The following is a 17,522-nucleotide window of genomic DNA, read 5'->3' as shown; positions in this document are numbered from 1 at the left end:
TGAATAGGTTAGCGGAAAGAAGTATCTATTTTTTGCACTACCTGAATGGCAAGTGACCAAGCCTGCTCGGGATCTAGCTTACCTTGCTCGGCTTTGGTTAAATACTCGAGCATATTTGTTTCTACATCGGCGTGGTGCGGACCGTAGTAGGTGGGAACTACTTCTTGTGCTGCTGTAGAGAGGACACGTCCAACCTCAGAATTAGGAAAATAGGGATCAGACAGGTTATGGATCTCGGGATCGTCATAAATTTCGGGGGTGGAGGGAAATGCCCCTTCTGACTTAAATGAAATTAGCTGTTGTGCGGGCTCGGTTAACCATTTGATAAGCGCGAATGACTCCTCTGGATGACTGCCTGTTCTAGGCAAGGTAAGGACGGAACCTCCTCGATTAGCGCTATTTCCTGGGATGGTCGTTACATTCCATAATCCGCTGGCTGTTGGAGCACTACTCTTGATATGATCAATCATCCAAGCCGGACAGAGCATCACTGCAAAGTCGCCGTTTAGCAGACCTGCGCCCCAGCGCTGTGTATCTACAGCAATACCTGCGGATAGATTCAGCTTCAGAGCTTGAATTGCAAAGTCCCAAGCCCCTTTTACTGCTGGATTATTTCCTATGATCAGCTCTTGGGAAGTGGGGCTGTAATATTGAAGCTTGGACTGACGCAGAAGGGTTAGATAAAGATTCTCTAAGTCATTGACAAAGGCTTTACCTGTTGCCTCATGGACTCTAGTGCCGGCTTTGAGGAATTGGTCCCAAGTTTGGATTCGCTTTGCTACTTCTTCAGGTTTGGTAGGGAGTCCAGATAACGCGAAGATATCAGTCCGATACAACATAGCATAGGGACCAATATCAGTCGGTAATCCGAAGATAAAATCATTACCGAGCACCTCCTGCCATTTCCAACTCAGAAATTGATTCTTTAGATCATTCGCTCCAAATGTTGTTAGATTATAAAAATAATCGGGGAACTGCTTGAAACGATCCAAATAGCTAATATCAATGGCCGCCACATCAGGGGAACTATATCCTGCTGCGAATGAAGTTTGCAGCTTGGCGGGAAGCTGCGTGGAGGTTGAGGTTTGAATATGGATTTCTAGCTCGGGATGCTGCAATTGATACTCTGCTATAAGCAGCTCAAGACCCGATCCAGCTGTAAGCCAGATGTTTAGCTGGATCGGGTCTTGAAGGTCGATATCTTCCTTGGAAGGAGAGATCTGGCAACCGCTTGTATGAAGCAGCAATCCAAAGCTTAACAGGATAGTCAACAACTTAGCATTCACATGCAAGAGAACACACCTCGTCTTTATTTGTTGTGCTTCTGAAATTCCTGAGGAGTCATACCCATGTATTTCTTGAATATGAGGCTGAAGTACGCAGGATCTTTAAAGCCAACTAATTCGCTAACTTCGTAAACTTTGAGCGTAACATTATTTAGCAGCTCTATTGCTTTTTGAATACGAAGCTTGGTAAGAAAACTGGAGAAGCATTCTCCTACATCGTCTTTGAACAGACGGCCTAGATAGGTTGGATTCATGTATAATTCATCTGCAATCATTTTGAGAGAGAGGTTCTCTTGGAGTCGCGAATTCATAGCCTCAATCATTATAGAGATTACCCTGCGTGTAGCCTTCACCTGTAGTTGTTCCGTAAGCTGTGGAGAAGCTGAGCACATGGATACTTCACTATAATAGATAACGGGTCGGGTACTATCCTTTTTGAGCTGTTGGCACGCCTGCAGGCTCTCATGATAAGCTGTTGCGAGGGCTCCAAGATCATAGTGAGGGTTGGAGACACCCGCGCTGAAAGGCGATTTCAAGAGGCTAGACAGCTTAATCATCATTTCCTGAGTTAGCGTCTCATCGATTCTTTCGGATTGTTCATAGGGATAAAACAACATGATTATCGCTTCTTGCTCCTCTTGAATGCCGACAACATTAGCGTAAAGCGAAAAACACTCTTCTAATATATTGATTACGGCTGCATACATCGCTTGTTCAGACCAGTACTGTGGCATAACATCACCTAGGTGATTTACAGTAATGATGACAAAAGAATGAAAGGGAGGTATGAGCTGTTCTTCAAAGTAGGGTAATGGAATGCCATAAAGTAGATCAGAAAGGCGTTTCTCCCGAAGATTCTTTTCTCGCAGCTGCGAGACTTGCCTGTGTTGCTTCTTCAATTCCAGACGTTCATACACACTTGTTACGACTTCGAGGATATTTTCAACTGAATTTGGCTTGACCAGATATTCTCGTACACCGTACCTTATGGCTTGGCTGGCATAGGAGAAATCCTGATAACCAGTGAGCAGTATCGTCTCGGTGTCAGGGTAACATTCATGGATATGCTTAGAAAGCTCGAGTCCATCCATGCCAGGCATACGTATGTCTGATATTACAAGGTCAATTGCCTGCTCTTTTAACAGTTGTATCGCTTCTAATCCGTTCTCTACTGAACCAATGATGCTAAAATTATGGTTCGCACTTCCCAGCATTTCTGACAGGGATCGTCGGACAAAACTTTCGTCGTCAACAATTAACACTTTCATCACTTCACCCCCTACCCTTGATCGAACTGTAATGGAACAGTGACTTTTACGAGTAAGCCTCCGAGCTCGCTGGTTGATAAATGAAGGCCAAATCCATGTCCATAGATTAGTTCTATACGATGATTCAGATTGGAGAGACCGATACCGGTGTGGAGCAGCTTCTCCGGATTAACCTCGCCGCTGATTAAGGCCTCTGCCATTCTTGCCTCGCTCATGCCTTCTCCGTTATCTTCTACTGTTAGCACAAGTGAGTTGCCTTCACTATAGGCCCGAATACGTATAAGCCATACTTCGCGTAGTGTAGGTTCAAGTCCATGCGTGATAGCATTCTCTACAAGGGGCTGAAGGGTTAGCTTCATAAGCTGCCTATTCATGACCTCAGGATTCACGTGCAGATCAACCTGTAGTTTGTCCTCGTAGCGTAGTTTTTGCAGGTAAATGAACCTTTCTAGTTGTTGTAAATCTTCCTCAACCGTAACAAATTCCGATCCACGATCAATGCTGTATCGAAGCAAATCGCTTAGTGCAATAACCATCTGTGACTCTTCTCGCATATGTTTATTAGCCAGTGACCAATAGATGGTGTTCAATGTATTGTAGAGAAAATGAGGGCGAAACTGTGCTTTAAGAGCTACGATCTGAGCTTGTTTTTCACTGATTTGTTTGCTTGAGAGGTCAGCAATCGTATGGTCTAGGTTTTGAAGCATAGAGTTATAGCTTGAGTATAGGATAGCCATTTCTTTATTCATGGTTGTTTTTACAAACGGTAGCGTGGTTCCGCGTTCAACGTTGCTTAGCTTGGTTGCGAGATTACGAAGCGGCTTAGACAGTGTCCACGAGAAAAAGAAGGTAAACAATAACGCTGCGGCCATCCCGAGCAGGCCAATTAAAATAATATTTCTGCGAATGCCATTTAAATCTTTAACAGCTTCTTTAGAATCAATGTAAGCAAAAATGCTCCACTCGCTGTAGGGGGAATAAGCGTAGGATACGAACATATTGCGGGAGTTTATGGTATTTGGGATGATTCGTGCTTTATGATTACTGAATTGACTTAGAATTCTATCATCCATATACAGACCTATCTCATCTGGATCGGTGGAATAAACAATGGTGTTGAAGGAATCAACAATTTGAATTTTCTCATTCTTACCAAGATGAAATTGGCTGACAGCGTTATGGATAACCTCCACAGGAAGGACGAGAAATAGGGTTCCTAGCCGATTTAAATCATTCCAATCATTAATTTGCCTAGCTCCCATGACCACAGGGATCGTGCCGTTCTGCCATACATCTGCACCAAACCAGAGCATACGGCCGTTATTCTGGGCTATAGCTGGAAACCAATAGGCGCCGCGGATTTCTCTCTCGCTGTCCCAGATTACTTTTAAGGAGCTGCTATTGGTATATACCTGATTATCTGAAAGTCCGAGCAGCTTGAACTGGATGTCATAATTGATGGAACGTGTCTGTTGATCGATGTAGCGGGTGATATCCATAGCGTCAGTAGGAGGTGTACGGGATTCTGCTAAGTCTCCTAGTGTTTCTTGTATCAAGGGACTGAACATGATCGTAGAAGAGAGTTTGTCGTTATCTTGAAGAATAGCGTCCATTTTACCTTGAAGCTGTTTGACGGACTCCAGAATATATTGGTTCGACCGGTTAAGAACGGCTTGGGATGACGAACGGTAGGACAAAAAAATCGTAAAGGCTACGATAGTGAAAATGATCAGTGAGAAACCCATGATTAATTGAACGAGGATGGAGATTTTCTTGGACATGTCATCACCCGCATGAAAAGATATTCTTCCATACATTGTAACAAAAGCAAATGAAAGCGAATATACCTTGCTGTAAAATACACATATTTATATGGATAATCTCATATTTTTCGGGTAGCGGATGAAAGGTTGTTTTTGCTTGTTTTAATACTGGGTTAATCTTTCTTTACTTTAAAATGAAACTTTTTGCGGTCGGATGCGTCTAATACTATGTTTTGTTATAACGAACGTGGCAAAAAGCAATTCTTCCGCTCCGCTGAGAGCGGTTGCGTTTTTGCGGGGAATATAAGAGGAGTATGAAAAAGACAGAGACCTACTTATATTTACAAATAGGAGCAGAGGAGTCATATCATGGATTTGAAGAAATTAACGTTAGTTGCTGTTTTGGCCATATCTCAGGCCGCCTCGGCAGTGCCGGCTTTTGCTGAATCTGTCAATAGTACCTCAGGTAATACCAATGCAGTAGGAGCAGCTGCCACATCTGCGACGGATGTAATGCCAGAAGCTACTGACCCATTGCCGCCAATGCCAACTGAGGTACCAGGGGGAGTCGTATCACCTACACCAACTCCAACTCCAATCTCTGGGGCAACAGCTGAACCGACGACAACAACTGAACCGACAACAACATCCGAACCTACAGCAACAACTGCACCAACTGCTACACCACTCCCAAGTGCAACACCTGAAACCACTACACAACCTACACCAACGGATGGTGTTCGTGCTGCAGCTAGTAATCAGCTTGTACTTATGATGAACAGCAACAAAATGTACCAAAACGGCGTTGAGTATTTGGCTAATCAGCCAATGGCCGTGAAGAATGGCGTCTCATACGTTTCGATCCGAGCTATGGTAGAACGCGTAGGTGTGAAATACATTTACGATTATAAAACGAAAGAGACCATTGTTACCAAAGGAAGCGACGTAATGCGCTTTAAAACGGACAGTAAGATCTATTCCGTTAATGGTAAAAATGTGACGATGAAAGGTCCAGCTTACCAAACTAATGGTACATTCATGGTTCCTTTGACGTCCATCACCGGGGCATTAGGCATTCCTTATACCGTAGATAATGTGCAAAAACGAGTGATTCTTACGCTGAACACGAAACCTAAAGCTTCTTTTACAGTGCCAACTGAAATTTATGCTGGTGATCCTGTGAATTTCGTGACCTCCAGCTCTTCACCGAATGGTACGGCCATTGTCGATGAACGCTGGGAACCAAATAAGCAAAATATCTATGATACACCAGGATTTTATGTAGTATCCTATTCCGTTATGGATGCGAATGGACAGTGGAGTGATCCATACTCTGTGACCATCAATGTACTTAAACCAAATACACCGCCAGTCGCTAATTTCACGACAGACAAAGATTCTTACAAGATGGGTGAAATGATCACTTATTCGGATCTAAGCAGCGACCCAGACGGTGATCCAATTGAAGTGACTTGGACGAACAAAGCAGAAGCTTTCTTTACACCAGGTCCAGCAACAGTCGCTATTCAAGTAAAAGATTCACATGGCGCAATCAGCACTTTTGAGAAGACCATTAATATTTCAGATGAAATCTTGTACAGTAAAGAAGATTTCTATAGATTATTCGGTGCTCCGGGTAGCGTATTTAACATCGACGGATCGATGGTTCCAACTTGGCAGAAGGTAGCTTATAATCTTTCTTCTGAGCCTTATACCCTTATCCGCAGTAACAGTCCAGAAACAGTGAATACGGAAGGGATCACGTATAAAGAAACATCATTCGGCGGAACTCGCTTTTTGGTCCACCACAAGAATAATATGAATATTAAAACGAAGGTGTATGTGATTGCTAAGAATAACAATCTGTACCCTACGACAATTACAACAGAGTATGTAGGCTTTGGTGGTCCGATCTCTTATCCTGAAGGTACTGGTAAAATGTCAGTGCAGCGGTACTGGGAATCTATGCAGACTAGAAGAGATTATAAGACAACAGTCCTACAACCAGGAGAAAGCGTCTCGATTCTTACAGATCTAAACAAAACTGCAATGAAACCAGGAGAGATTGTATCCCTCCAAGCGGATTTATTTAGTGATTATCCTATTGAATATAATGTCATGCTGATCGATGCGAATAAAGATCCTCTGACTACACTTCCTACACTTCCAATATTGGATCGTGATGGGGTGCATAACCGGGGAACTTATGCTGATTCTACACGCATCATCACGGTTACCGACGAAGTAGGAACAACTCCTGCGAGACTTCTTCTCGGTGACAATTTGAGTGATTTGAATTTGACTGGTGTAGACCCAATGAATGGTACTGAAGCATCCAATGCAGGTAATTTCGGCGTGTTATACAAAATTAAATTCGATCGTGTTGCACCTAACTCATTAATTACATTTAATCCACGTGGCGGTAATTACATGGGACCTGTCATGGTTAATGGTCAAATTGTACACATGCCGACATCGGGAAGTCTCTCATCGGCTGACATGAACAGTGTGATTTATCGTACTGGCGATTATGGCGGCTCCGTGGAGATCTTGTTTACAGCAGCTTCTGGTAGTAACTTGCCGGTGAATTTCCTGGTTACACCACTGCCAGCGAAGAAATAGTCATGTAGATCCATTACAAAAAGATTGTGATTAAAAGCTATTGATCCTAAATACTGATTAAATCGACCGTATATTTCTCATATGGGAAATATACGGTCTTTTTTTGATATTTATTTATTATATAAATTTGTGTGAATATCTTAGCGCGGTAGAGTGCGAGAACGATTGTTCGTCTGATGTTTTGCTGCGGTATCACAACTGAAAATAAGTATTGAATGATATCATATGAGTAATTCTTAGTGGGGGAATAGTGACAAAATTTATAGATTACTGTGAAAATTGGTTAATTCTAAAAATTCATATTGTACAGATTAGTTTAGAGAAAACTTGGGAACAGGGACAGAGATATTATATTAAGATAGTAGACGAGAAGTGCGATTAAATATGAATTAGCAATTAATTTGTAATGTTTCTTGTTGGTATTTAATCAACTAAAGACGTTCGGGGAAAGAGTAGCAAACACGATGATGTAAAAATCTATCCGCTTGCAACGCTCATTATCTGATATTCCTAACAACTATACGAAATAAGGAAAAAGTAAGGGGGTCACCTTTAAAATCATCAAGAATTCTCATAGAGTCGTTTTTTCAGGTTGACAATGAACCAACTCCAACTCTAATTTAACATGGAAAAATTATTAAAATATGCTGTTTGCTCATGTTGTAGTTTATTTACTTGATCTACCACTAGATTCATACTGCTGTATAGCAAAGTTACGATGTTAAAATGTAACCTCGTATTCTGACTTGATTGCAGCCTTACGTTGTTTAATTGAAAGAACTCTTTTTGGTACGTATTTAATCGTTCAACCGCAGATCTTCGCTTAGCAAACTCCTTCCATGAAACAATGCCTCGTCCGTCTTCTGAAAAAAATTATTTCTGTTCTACTTTAAGCTTTTTTGCAGCAACCAGTTTGTTCGTCCCTTCTTGAAAATGAAACCACGCATTTTCGGTTCTTTCGTTTGTTTCATCGGCCTTGATATGCGTTGCATTAATAGCTTTAGTGTCGTCAAAAATGAACCCTTCTTGAAGAGCAAGTATCAAGATCAAATCACTCTTCTCTTTACAATTGATATAAATCTTGCATGGAAAACAGACACATGGCATAGGAAGCTTCCATGTCTCATTTAGTTTAATCGCTTAACCTATTCAAGATTCGGGGAGGTACTCTTTTTTTTGTGCTCAGAAAACCTTGTTATAGTATGGGATTGAAGTTATTCAATTGATCAATGTACATATATTGTAAAAAAGGTTGTAATCTATCAGAACATGGAATAAAATTAACTAGAAATTCCAAATATTCAATTTAAGGGGAGGCGCGATAATAAAAGTTTTGTGAAAATAAATGTAAAGAGGAGAATGAACAATGAATTTTAAAAATGCAGCTCTTTCTGTAGTAATGATCACATTTTTAATACTTTCACCCTCTGTAAGTGCGGAATCAACAAGTTCACCAAATACAGCCAGTAAACAGAAGAATTTTATTGATATTCAGAATAAGATTGGTGTGTCCCAAAATGTTATTGATGAATTTATCAGCGAGGCATCTAACGAGATTCAAAAAGAGAAGCTTATTAAAAGTCTAAAAGGATTTATTCAAGCTTCCTCTGAGCACGTCTACGATTACATAAGCGTAGATGAAGACGGTTATTATTTTTACGAGGAAGATACAAATGGTGGTAGAAAAGCGTTTTTTGTTCCAATTGATCATTCAAATTCAAATACAAATGTTGATTCATCAGTTGGTTCTGGTTCAGTTACCGAAGAAGTATACTCGAACAGAGATCAAATCTCACCACTTGCTAATACTGGTGCAGATTTACCCGGTGGAATTGGAGGAAGGCAGTACATAGTACAGAGTGGAACATATATTTCAACTTCAGCGACTGTAGCAGCACCTTCACAAGTGTCCAAATCTACAGGTGAAAACGCATATACCTATACTGGTTTCTTGGCTGGAGGCAACTCTGCTGACATGGGATTGATGTATGATGAAAATGTTGGAGTAGGCCTTGCTGAAAAAGGTTGGAAACCTGCAATTCAAATTAACGGAATTACAATAAATCATTCATACGATCCATCTTTTAATAAAGTTCAGTCATCCAATGCTTACCTAGCAGGTTCCCAAGTTACAATTTATGCATGGTACAATTATAATAAAAAAATCCGTATGAAGATTGATGGTACTGCTATCTGTGCTGACATTGGCTGCTATAGTTCGGCTGATACACCGTTAACTACGATTATAACGTCAAATACTGATTATGACATCAAATCAACTAGTTTTCAAAAATGGAAAGTTTTATCGGTTGTGACGGGGGATAACGTTGGGAAAAACAAGTCTGAATTCACAAATATCAAAGTTGATGGGACATCGGTTTTTAGTAGTGCTTTCCCAAGCCCAGATCAAGACTATGCTACCGTAACACGAGATGCGAATAATAAAGTTACCATTACCGTCACCGGAGAATAAGTTTAAATATATAGCCAATTTCCTATCTTCTCTGGAAGTTGGCTATATCTAATTAAGCGACTCCACTGATATCAAGACATGAAGGAGCTGTAGTGCATGAAAATATCAATGAAATTAGGACTGTTATTCTTTTTCGCTGCTTTTATTATTGTTTCGTTTAGACAAGGGCCGGTTTACGCCAAAGATCGAGTTAGAACTATATTATACGGGAGCTCCATCCAAGGAGAACACTCACCAGTTATCAAGAATGGATCGGTTTTAGCTCCCTTTAAAGATATTTTCAATTCATTGGGCTTTACTGTAACTTTTGACTCTGCAAGCAAGACTATTACTGGAAGTAAGTCGGGCACTATTATTAAATTTTTAATTAATCAAAACACTGCATGGATTAATAATACTCCCTTCACGCTTCAAGTGCCCCCTCAAATCATTAATGGTACAACTTATGTTCCTTTACGATTTATTGGTGAGGCAAGTGGGTTGGAAGTGAAGTGGTATGGTCAGTCACAAATTGTCTCCCTATACTCCAAAGAGAATCTCTTCTCAGTTATGAATGGAGGGAAATTTGGTTATATAAATGCACAAGGCAAGGTTGTTATTGATTATCAGGAGAAGTTCTCTGATGCTTATGCGTTTAAAGAAGGGTTGGCTATTGTGCAATCAGGTGGTAAGTTTGCAGGTTTTATCAATCAGCAGGGTAAAATCGTGATCCCAAAGGGGGCTTACTATGATGCGAAAAGTTTTTCAGAAGGGTTGGCAGCATATAGAACCGTTATAATATCCACCTCGCCTGACTCAGTCATATCTAAATACGGTTATATGGATATAACGGGAACAAGTGTCATAAAGCCAAAATACACACGTGCGAGCGATTTCTCTGAGGGGTTGGCGGCAGTTCAAATAGGAAGCAAATTTGGTTTTATCGATCCTTCAGGCAATCTTGTAATTAAGGCACAATATGATAGCGCCATGGATTTTAGTGAGGGGCTCGCTCTTGTTAAGATTAAGGATGCTTTCAGTTTTATCGACAAAAAAGGGAAGGCAGTTATTGAAGTAGCCTATTCGCAGGTAGAATCATTTTCAGAAGACTTATCGGTTGTGAAGAAAAATTCCAAATACGGTTACATTAATAAAACAGGGAAATTAGTTATTCCTGCCATTTATGAAGCTGCTAATTCATTTTCTGAAGGATTAGGGGCAGTACGTCTTAATGGTAAACAGGGTTATGTAGATAAGAAGGGAGAATTACAAATATTTAGCCAAGTTGATAAGTCAAGTAATTTTATGGGAGGACTTGCAGTAGCAGAGTCGGGAGGCAAGACTGGGTTTATCAATAAAAGAGGGGAATGGGTTATTCAACCAACACTCGCGTGGGCAAATCCATTTTTTTATGGACTATCATATGCATTTGTTGATGACGGGGAAATTTATATTAATCAAAGCGGGAAAATTGTATGGAGAAGATGACATCCTTAAAATCGTTAAGAAATTGAGGGGAGTTTAATTTTAAAAACAAAATATTGTTATAAGTCCTATTATTTCATTACTAGCTATTCTTGTGATTTTTCTGATTTATCTCATAAAATATACGCAAAGTACGACTGGGGTATCTGTATTTGAAGAAATGCCAAATTATACAGAAGTTAAAGGGAATTTATGATGATGAAAAGTTGAAATATGAGAAACAACCATCTCCGAAAAATAGGATGACAAACATTTGAAAGTCGTATGAGGGAAAATCTATCGAACGGATTGATGAAGATACTGAAATAATCAGCCCTTTACTCTAGAACTTCTATTAGTGATATATTTTCCTGTTGTTACAAATATTCTAAAATGTCAATGAAACTACTATAGTTCCATAAAATACTAAATATGTATTTGCAATATAAAGAATAAATAGTATTATTATATTGTAAATACCAAATTCAGGGAGGTAGTAAGTGTGAACAAAGCTAAAAAGACTTTTATAACAACGCTTTCGATGATGACTTTGATTTTAGCACCAGCCCAGTCAATTTTTGCAGATGAAGCAGTTAATAATTCTAGTATTCAACAACAGGAAGTTCAGAATTTGTCAAGCGATTCTGTAGCACTGCGGGGTCAAGTCAGTTACTCCTTGGGAACTACCTCAACATCTATATATTTAAATGGATCGGTTACGATACAAATTGATGCAGGCATTTATGATTATTACTCTATTGACATATACGATGCGAATGGGAGTAATGTATTAGCTTATGATCCAGGTAACTTATCGGCTGGTCCTCATACGTTTACTCATAATGGATTTTATGGTTACCATAAAATCCTTGTAAGAGGATTCCAAAATAATGGATCATATAAGGTTATATGGCCATGAACGAATCTAAATTAGTAATTTTCTAAGTATAAACATAAAGAAGTATGTGACAAGTTTTTTAGATAAGCTATACTCATCTGTTATAAGAAACAGAAGGAGAAAATTAAATTTAAGATAGTTGCACTGAGCTCTACTATTATATTTTATTGGTATCCTATTATTGTATATCTCAAATGCAGTATATTAATTACACCATTTATATTTGTGAAATGCTCTTGTATGCTTAAACTATAAGCTAACAGGGGCATTTTTATTTTTATGATAATGATTTAATAGTCTTATACATGACAGTGATCTTTTTGATTATCACATTCTTTGGTGAGGATTAAAATGTCTGTTGAATTAGGTTCTATTGAATGAGTTGATTTATCTAAACTTCTATGTCTATTCACCAAATTTAGATGCTGAACTATATTCTATTTTTTATTTTGAATCATTATGCGAAATGTAGGCTCAAGGGACCAAGTTTCATTGACGGGGCATTTATTTTGGGGCATTATTAAGAGAGTGAAGCATAAATGAAATGAACTGAAATGTTATGGGAGATGAGCGTATGCTGTCGACAGAACAAATATTAGAGGTCATGTCGGGGCAAGGTCTGCGAATCACCGACCAACGCAAAACGCTTGCAAAGTTATTCGGCGAGAATAAGGGTTATTTGTCAGCGAAGGATGTCTATGAGCATATGGGCCGCAAGTATAGCGGACTTAGCTTTGATACCGTGTACCGCAATCTGCGTGTAATGGAAGAGCTTGGTGTACTTGAACAAATCGTCTTTGAAGACGGCGTGAAATTCAAGGGAAGCTGTAATCATCAGGATCACCATCATCATATGATCTGCCTTCAATGCGAGAAAACCTACCCGATTAATTTCTGCCCAATGAATTTAACGGAAACACCTGATCAATTCCGGGTAGTCAAGCATAAATTTGAGGTGTTCGGTTATTGCAAAGAATGTGAAGAGAACCGGGAAGAAGAACTAGTCGCAGCAGCTAATCACAAAAAAGGGGTCTAAGGATGGCTACCCTTCGTAGAACGATTCAGGCTCCTATTCGGGTGTACCGCAAGTACATTTCCCCGATTAAGCCTGCTACTTGTCGCTTCTATCCAACCTGCTCGGCCTATGCTCTGGAAGCTATTGAAGTCCATGGTCCACTTAAAGGATCATGGCTTGCTGCCAAGCGGATTGCTAGATGCCATCCCTTCCATCCAGGGGGACTTGATCCGGTTCCACCTCTTGAGGAACACCCGACCAAGAAGGATTCTGCTCGTGCGACTTGACATGAGCCCTTGCCATTGGGTATATTCACAGGTAATAGTATGAATTCCGAGGAACGGATGAGTAAATCGGTACGTCCATTACAGAGAGCCGGAGCGAGCTGAAAGCCGGTATGGTGCGTTAGATTGAATATGGTCCGGGAGGAACTGTGTTCGAGCGGGAACTGCAATTGAGGTTCACGTAAGATAACGGCGTGTTCCAGCGTTAATGGACAGTTCCCGAGAGGGAACTGGCGAAGCCTGCTCTCTGTGAAGAGACAGGAAATTTGGGTGGTATCGCGTGAGTTATACTCTCGCCCCATTATAGGGGCGGGAGTTTTTTGTCTTTTTATGAAAGAAAGGATGATTAATCAATGAGCGAAAAGAAAACTTTTTACTTAACTACACCTATCTACTATCCGAGTGATAAGCTGCATATCGGACATGCTTATTCTACCGTAGCTGGAGATGCAATGGCCCGCTACAAACGTCTACGCGGCTATGATGTAAGGTATCTTACAGGTACAGACGAGCATGGTCAAAAGATTGAACGGAAGGCAGAGGAAGCAGGTAAAACCCCTCAGCAGTTCGTAGATGACATCGTTGTTGGCATTAAGGAATTATGGCGCAAGCTAGACATCTCCAATGATGACTTCATCCGTACAACGGAAGAGCGTCATAAAAAGGTTGTTCAGGATATTTTTGATCGACTGCTCAAGCAAGGTGACATCTATAAAGGCGAATATGAAGGCTGGTACAGTATTCCGGATGAAACCTTCTATACAGAAACACAATTGGTTGATATCGTTCGAGATGACAATGGCGTAATCATTGGTGCAAAAAGCCCTGATAGCGGTCATCCGGTTGAACTGGTGAAGGAAGCGAGTTATTTCTTCCGGATGAGTAAATATGCAGATCGATTGCTGCAATTTTATGAGGAGAATCCGGAGTTTATTTTGCCGGAATCCCGTAAAAACGAAATGATCAACAACTTTATCAAGCCTGGTCTGGAGGATCTTGCGGTTTCCCGTACGACTTTCGATTGGGGTGTTAAGGTTAAAGGCGATGAAAAGCATGTAGTGTACGTATGGATCGATGCATTGACAAATTACATTACTGCTTTGGGTTACGGTTCCGAGGATCGAAGTCTGTATGATAATTTCTGGCCTGCTGATGTGCATATTGTCGGCAAAGAAATCGTCCGTTTCCATACGATTTACTGGCCAATCATTCTAATGGCGCTGGGTGAGCCTCTTCCGAAAAAGGTATTTGCTCATGGCTGGCTGCTCATGAAGGATGGCAAAATGTCAAAATCCAAAGGGAACGTAGTAGATCCAGTTACATTAATTGATCGTTACGGCCTGGATGCACTTCGTTATTACCTGCTACGGGAAGTACCGTTTGGTTCGGATGGTACATTCACACCGGAAAGCTTTGTAGATCGGGTTAACTATGATCTTGCTAATGACCTTGGTAACCTGTTGAACCGGACAGGTGCGATGGTAGAGAAGTATTTCGGTGGAGAGCTTCCAGCGTATGAAGGAAATGTAACAGCATTTGATGGTGAGCTTCAAGCTGCGGCAGAGAATACTTATGCCAAAGTAGAAGAAGCGATGGAAAAAATGGAGTTCTCCGTAGCGCTAACAGCGATCGGGATCTTTATCAGCCGCACCAATAAATATATTGATGAGACACAGCCTTGGGTGCTTGCTAAGGATGAGAGCAGAACAGCTGAGTTGGCTTCCGTAATGAGACATCTTGTGGAAGGTCTTCGCACCGCTTCCATTCTACTGCAGCCGTTCTTGACGCAAACCCCAGCGAAGATTTGGGAACAGCTTGGCATCGAAGTTGGTGAATTAACGACATGGGACAGCGGTAAGACCTTTGGTCTGATTCCGGCAGGAACAAAGCTGGTGAAAGGCAATCCAATCTTTCCACGCCTGGATGTGGAGCAAGAGGTAGCTTATATCGCCGAAGCCATGGGCGCTGGTAAACCGGCTGCTGAAGCGACCGAAGCAGCACCTGCGGCTCCTGCGGTATCCGAGCCTGAGGAAGAGCATAAAGAAGAGATCGGCATCGACGATTTCGCCAAGGCTGAGCTTCGGGTAGCTCAGGTCATTGCAGCTGAGCCTGTGAAGAAAGCCGACAAGCTGCTGAAGCTGCAGCTGGATCTAGGTTATGAGCAGCGTCAAGTCGTTTCTGGTATCGCGAAGTTTTACACACCGGAAGAGCTGGTAGGCCAAAAAGTGATTTGTATTGTTAACCTGAAGCCAGTGAAACTGCGCGGAGAATTGTCCCAAGGGATGATTTTAGCGGCTTCTAAAGGTGATCAGTTAACCATCGCCACAGTTCCAGACAGCATGCCAAATGGAGCTATTGTGAAGTAAGATTCGTTATGTAGAATCTATATATGTAATTGTTATATAAGAAAGGGAATGCTCCTTCAGCCAGCTAGGCTGTGGGAACATTCCTTTTTTCAACGTATAAGCAGGGATAAAATTCAGAATCATCTTATTAGGATTTATTGTTGACTTATCGTAATGATTACTATTATACTTCTAATAGTAAAGATTACGATTTGAGAGGGAGATCAATTTAATGGTTGCTATGAAGTCACGAATAAGTCTGCTTATACTTGCATTGGTGCTTGTATTTACACTCACTGCATGTGGACCTAAGAGCAGTGGAAGTATAGTTGAAGGGAAAGTAAATGTTGTAACTACTTTTTATCCTATTTATGAGTTTACTCGGGAAATTGGTGGAGATGATATAAATGCCATTAATCTTCTTCCGGTTGGAGTAGAGCCGCATGATTGGACACCACGCAGTCAGGATATTGTCAACACCTCCAAAGCGCAATTGTTCTTGTACAATGGAGCAGGGCTTGAGGGATGGGTTCCTAATTTTCTAAAAGGACTTGATAGCAGCAGTAAAGTGGAAGCTGTTGAAGTAAGTAAAGGTGTTGATTTAATAATGACCGATGAAGATGACGGACATGATCATGGGGGAAGCGGCGAAGAGGATCATCACGAAGATGATGCTGATCATAATAGCCATTCTTCTGAGGACAGCCTTCATACGGACCCACATACCTGGGTAAGTCCGAAATCAGCGATCATCATGGCGCGCAATATAAAAGAAAGCCTTCAATCTGTGGACCCTGAGCATAAAGATGGTTATGAAGAGCGTTACAATCAGCTTGCTGAACGTTTACAGGCTTTGGATAGTAAATTTGAACAGGAGCTTACCAAGCTGCCTAACCACAAAATTGTAGTTTCGCACCAAGCTTTTGCCTATCTTGCCCGTGACTATAAGCTTGAGCAGCATGCGATTATGGGATTATCCCCAGACGCTGAGCCGCGTGGACAGGATTTAGTAAACCTGGCGAAGATGGTTAAAGAGGAGAAAATTCAATACATCTTTTTTGAAGAGCTTGTCTCCGATAAACTGGCTAAGACGTTAGCGGCTGAAGCTGGTGTGTCTACTATGGTTCTTAATCCGGTAGAGGGTCTTACTGCGGAGCAAGAAAAGAACGGGGATAACTACTTCACCTTGATGGAGAAAAATTTGCAAAATCTGATTATGGCTTTACAATAAAAAGGAAAGTATAAGGAAAAGGCGGTGCTAAAGCATGCAATCGGTATCCTTGGACTGCCATCAGCATATCATCGATATACAGGATCTTTCTTTTTCATATGGTGAACAGAAGGTGATCTCGAATCTTAACTATAGTGTAAGAGAACGAGACTTCCTTGGTATCATTGGTTCTAATGGAGCTGGTAAAACAACACTGATGAAGATGATCGTCGGTTTGCTTCCGGCAAGCAGTGGTGAAATCAAATTATTTGGAACGCCTGTCCGCAAGTTTAAAGACTGGGAACGGATAGGTTATGTTCCACAAAAGAACGCCTTCAACCCGCTGTTTCCAGCAACGGTGCGTGAAGTAGTGCTATCTGGTTTGTACAACAACAAGAATCTTATTCGAAGAGTATCTAAGGCTCAGCATCGTCAGTGCGAAGATGCACTTGAAGTGATGCGGATACAGGATATTGCGGAGAAAAGAGTAGGCCAGCTGTCAGGCGGTCAGCAGCAACGTGTATTTCTAGCACGTGCGTTGATCAACCATCCGGATCTGCTGATTTTGGATGAGCCTACAGTCGGTATTGATGCTGAATCACAAGCAGGATTCTTTGAATTAATTACACATATGCATGCCCATCATCATATGACATTCCTAATGGTGTCGCATGATATTGACATGATTAAGAATTACTTAGGGAATGAACCTGTGCAAACGAACGGTAAGATTAACTTTTTCTCCCGTCATTCTCATGATTTGCAGAATTGTACAGAGGAGAACCTGCAGCACACGCTCTCTTAGGTCATAGTTAAACTCTGGTAGTAAAAGGGAACACTCGATTATTGGGGGCCTACATAGAGCATCGGATATGTTCAGCAACCCCACCTCCTACGCCAGTTGCACTTGACGGG

The 17,522-nt window shown here is 41.1% G+C and carries 13 protein-coding genes and 1 other annotated feature; of the genes, 9 read left to right on the top strand and 4 right to left on the bottom strand.

The genetic code is table 11. The features are described 5' to 3' along the window. Positions 1-8: 8 nt before the first annotated feature. Genes MHI27_RS22505 through MHI27_RS22495 form a run of 3 tightly spaced genes read right to left on the bottom strand, consistent with a single transcriptional unit; the run spans position 9 to position 4,335 of the window. On the bottom strand, positions 9-1,286 hold the full coding sequence (locus MHI27_RS22505) for an extracellular solute-binding protein (RefSeq protein WP_341128844.1): 1,278 nt from the start codon (positions 1,284-1,286) through the stop codon (positions 9-11). A gap of 23 nt (positions 1,287-1,309) precedes the next feature. After that, complete coding sequence (locus MHI27_RS22500) at positions 1,310-2,554, bottom strand: response regulator (RefSeq protein WP_341128843.1); 1,245 nt, start codon at positions 2,552-2,554, stop codon at positions 1,310-1,312. An 11-nt stretch (positions 2,555-2,565) separates the two neighbouring features. Continuing rightward, positions 2,566-4,335 (bottom strand): sensor histidine kinase, encoded by a 1,770-nt coding sequence (locus MHI27_RS22495; RefSeq protein WP_341128842.1) that lies wholly within the window; start codon positions 4,333-4,335, stop codon positions 2,566-2,568. Between the two features lie 351 nt (positions 4,336-4,686). On the opposite strand from MHI27_RS22495, the gene MHI27_RS22490 reads away from it, so the two are divergent. After that, complete coding sequence (locus MHI27_RS22490; RefSeq protein ID WP_405174742.1) at positions 4,687-6,939, top strand: stalk domain-containing protein; 2,253 nt, start codon at positions 4,687-4,689, stop codon at positions 6,937-6,939. 873 nt (positions 6,940-7,812) lie between these two features. Here MHI27_RS22490 and MHI27_RS22485 read toward each other — a convergent pair. Further along, complete coding sequence (locus MHI27_RS22485) at positions 7,813-7,989, bottom strand: hypothetical protein (RefSeq protein ID WP_405174741.1); 177 nt, start codon at positions 7,987-7,989, stop codon at positions 7,813-7,815. A 316-nt stretch (positions 7,990-8,305) separates the two neighbouring features. Here MHI27_RS22485 and MHI27_RS22480 point away from each other — a divergent pair, with 316 nt between their 5' ends. The 8 genes from MHI27_RS22480 (at position 8,306) to MHI27_RS22445 (ending at position 17,412) form a co-directional block, all read left to right on the top strand. Beyond that, positions 8,306-9,412 carry a YrpD family protein gene (locus MHI27_RS22480; RefSeq protein ID WP_405174740.1) on the top strand — a complete coding sequence of 369 codons (1,107 nt, stop codon included), beginning with the start codon at positions 8,306-8,308 and terminating at the stop codon, positions 9,410-9,412. Positions 9,413-9,508: 96 nt separating this feature from the next. Continuing rightward, complete coding sequence (locus MHI27_RS22475; RefSeq protein ID WP_405174739.1) at positions 9,509-10,879, top strand: WG repeat-containing protein; 1,371 nt, start codon at positions 9,509-9,511, stop codon at positions 10,877-10,879. A gap of 478 nt (positions 10,880-11,357) precedes the next feature. Further along, positions 11,358-11,774, top strand: coding sequence for a hypothetical protein (locus tag MHI27_RS22470; protein ID WP_405174738.1), 417 nt, complete (start codon positions 11,358-11,360; stop codon positions 11,772-11,774). 553 nt (positions 11,775-12,327) lie between these two features. Continuing rightward, entirely contained in the window at positions 12,328-12,789 is a 462-nt protein-coding gene (locus tag MHI27_RS22465; RefSeq protein WP_405174737.1) for a Fur family transcriptional regulator, read from the top strand. Positions 12,790-12,791: 2 nt separating this feature from the next. Continuing rightward, positions 12,792-13,055: a membrane protein insertion efficiency factor YidD gene (gene yidD / locus MHI27_RS22460; RefSeq protein WP_234532379.1), complete on the top strand. Its 264-nt coding sequence runs from the start codon at positions 12,792-12,794 to the stop codon at positions 13,053-13,055. Positions 13,056-13,095: 40 nt separating this feature from the next. Beyond that, positions 13,096-13,356 (top strand) — a binding site (T-box leader). 49 nt (positions 13,357-13,405) lie between these two features. Next, positions 13,406-15,418 (top strand): methionine--tRNA ligase, encoded by a 2,013-nt coding sequence (gene metG / locus MHI27_RS22455; protein WP_149646734.1) that lies wholly within the window; start codon positions 13,406-13,408, stop codon positions 15,416-15,418. A 211-nt stretch (positions 15,419-15,629) separates the two neighbouring features. Further along, complete coding sequence (locus tag MHI27_RS22450) at positions 15,630-16,628, top strand: metal ABC transporter solute-binding protein, Zn/Mn family (protein ID WP_405174736.1); 999 nt, start codon at positions 15,630-15,632, stop codon at positions 16,626-16,628. A gap of 34 nt (positions 16,629-16,662) precedes the next feature. Then, positions 16,663-17,412 carry a metal ABC transporter ATP-binding protein gene (locus tag MHI27_RS22445; protein WP_042190495.1) on the top strand — a complete coding sequence of 250 codons (750 nt, stop codon included), beginning with the start codon at positions 16,663-16,665 and terminating at the stop codon, positions 17,410-17,412. Positions 17,413-17,522: the final 110 nt, after the last annotated feature.

Source organism: Paenibacillus sp. FSL H8-0261 (assembly GCF_045040645.1).
GTDB lineage: Bacteria > Bacillota > Bacilli > Paenibacillales > Paenibacillaceae > Paenibacillus_AQ.
The sequence above is the reverse complement of the archived record's forward strand: the minus strand, read 5'-3'. Positions and strand labels throughout refer to the sequence as shown.

Bases quoted from the DNA above. Each gene is read 5' to 3' on its own strand.
- MHI27_RS22475 (WP_405174739.1), top strand. From the start codon at position 9,509: ATGAAAATATCAATGAAATTAGGACTGTTATTCTTTTTCGCTGCTTTT.
- MHI27_RS22465 (WP_405174737.1), top strand. From the start codon at position 12,328: ATGCTGTCGACAGAACAAATATTAGAGGTCATGTCGGGGCAAGGTCTG.
- MHI27_RS22495 (WP_341128842.1), bottom strand. From the start codon at position 4,335: ATGTCCAAGAAAATCTCCATCCTCGTTCAATTAATCATGGGTTTCTCA.
- MHI27_RS22480 (WP_405174740.1), top strand. From the start codon at position 8,306: ATGAATTTTAAAAATGCAGCTCTTTCTGTAGTAATGATCACATTTTTA.
- MHI27_RS22450 (WP_405174736.1), top strand. From the start codon at position 15,630: ATGGTTGCTATGAAGTCACGAATAAGTCTGCTTATACTTGCATTGGTG.
- MHI27_RS22445 (WP_042190495.1), top strand. From the start codon at position 16,663: ATGCAATCGGTATCCTTGGACTGCCATCAGCATATCATCGATATACAG.
- yidD (WP_234532379.1), top strand. From the start codon at position 12,792: ATGGCTACCCTTCGTAGAACGATTCAGGCTCCTATTCGGGTGTACCGC.
- MHI27_RS22500 (WP_341128843.1), bottom strand. From the start codon at position 2,554: ATGAAAGTGTTAATTGTTGACGACGAAAGTTTTGTCCGACGATCCCTG.
- MHI27_RS22490 (WP_405174742.1), top strand. From the start codon at position 4,687: ATGGATTTGAAGAAATTAACGTTAGTTGCTGTTTTGGCCATATCTCAG.
- metG (WP_149646734.1), top strand. From the start codon at position 13,406: ATGAGCGAAAAGAAAACTTTTTACTTAACTACACCTATCTACTATCCG.